1 protein-coding gene is annotated in these 486 nt (G+C 49.4%); it reads left to right on the top strand.

Translation table 11 applies throughout. From position 1 onward, the window contains the following. Positions 1 to 59 precede the first annotated feature (59 nt). The gene (locus tag H6B51_RS18550; protein WP_204884824.1) at positions 60 to 401 is read left to right on the top strand and encodes an IS5 family transposase; all 342 of its coding nucleotides are present in this window, start codon (positions 60 to 62) and stop codon (positions 399 to 401) included. Positions 402 to 486: the final 85 nt, after the last annotated feature.

The raw sequence follows: 486 nt of genomic DNA, 5'->3' as shown, positions 1-486 counted from the left end.
TAGGCCTTGTTTGAAAAATAAAAGTTGCACAATAGAAGCAATAGTATAAAATTAAGAGCATGAAACGATATGAATTAACAAAAGAACAATGGGAACGTGTAAAGCCACTGCTGCCACCGGAAGAAACAGGAAAGCGAGGACGCCCCCGAAAAGACAACCGGATCATACTCAACGGTATGCTGTGGATTGCCCGAAGTGGCGCCCAATGGCGAGAGCTTCCCCAAACCTATGGCCCCTGGCAGTCCGTGTATGCCCGATTTGCCAAATGGCGGGATGACGGCACACTGGAAAGGGTATTTCATGCTCTGTCTGAAGATGCAGACATGGAAAACCTCAGCATAGACTCTACTTGTATCAAGGTACACGAAAGCGCGAACGGTGGGGGAAAAAACGGCAGATAAGGCAGTTGGCCGTACCAGAGGTGGACTCAACACAAAGATCCATGCCATCGTAGACGGCCTGGGCAACCCGGTAGACTTTCTCCTC

The organism is Pseudoflavonifractor phocaeensis (genome assembly GCF_016901955.1).
Classification (GTDB): domain Bacteria; phylum Bacillota; class Clostridia; order Oscillospirales; family Oscillospiraceae; genus Flavonifractor; species Flavonifractor phocaeensis_A.
Note: the sequence above shows the minus strand (reverse complement) of the source record. Positions and strands in the feature narration are given on the sequence as shown.

Coding starts and splice junctions, on each gene's coding strand:
- H6B51_RS18550 (WP_204884824.1), top strand. CDS start 60: ATGAAACGATATGAATTAACAAAAGAACAATGGGAACGTGTAAAGCCA.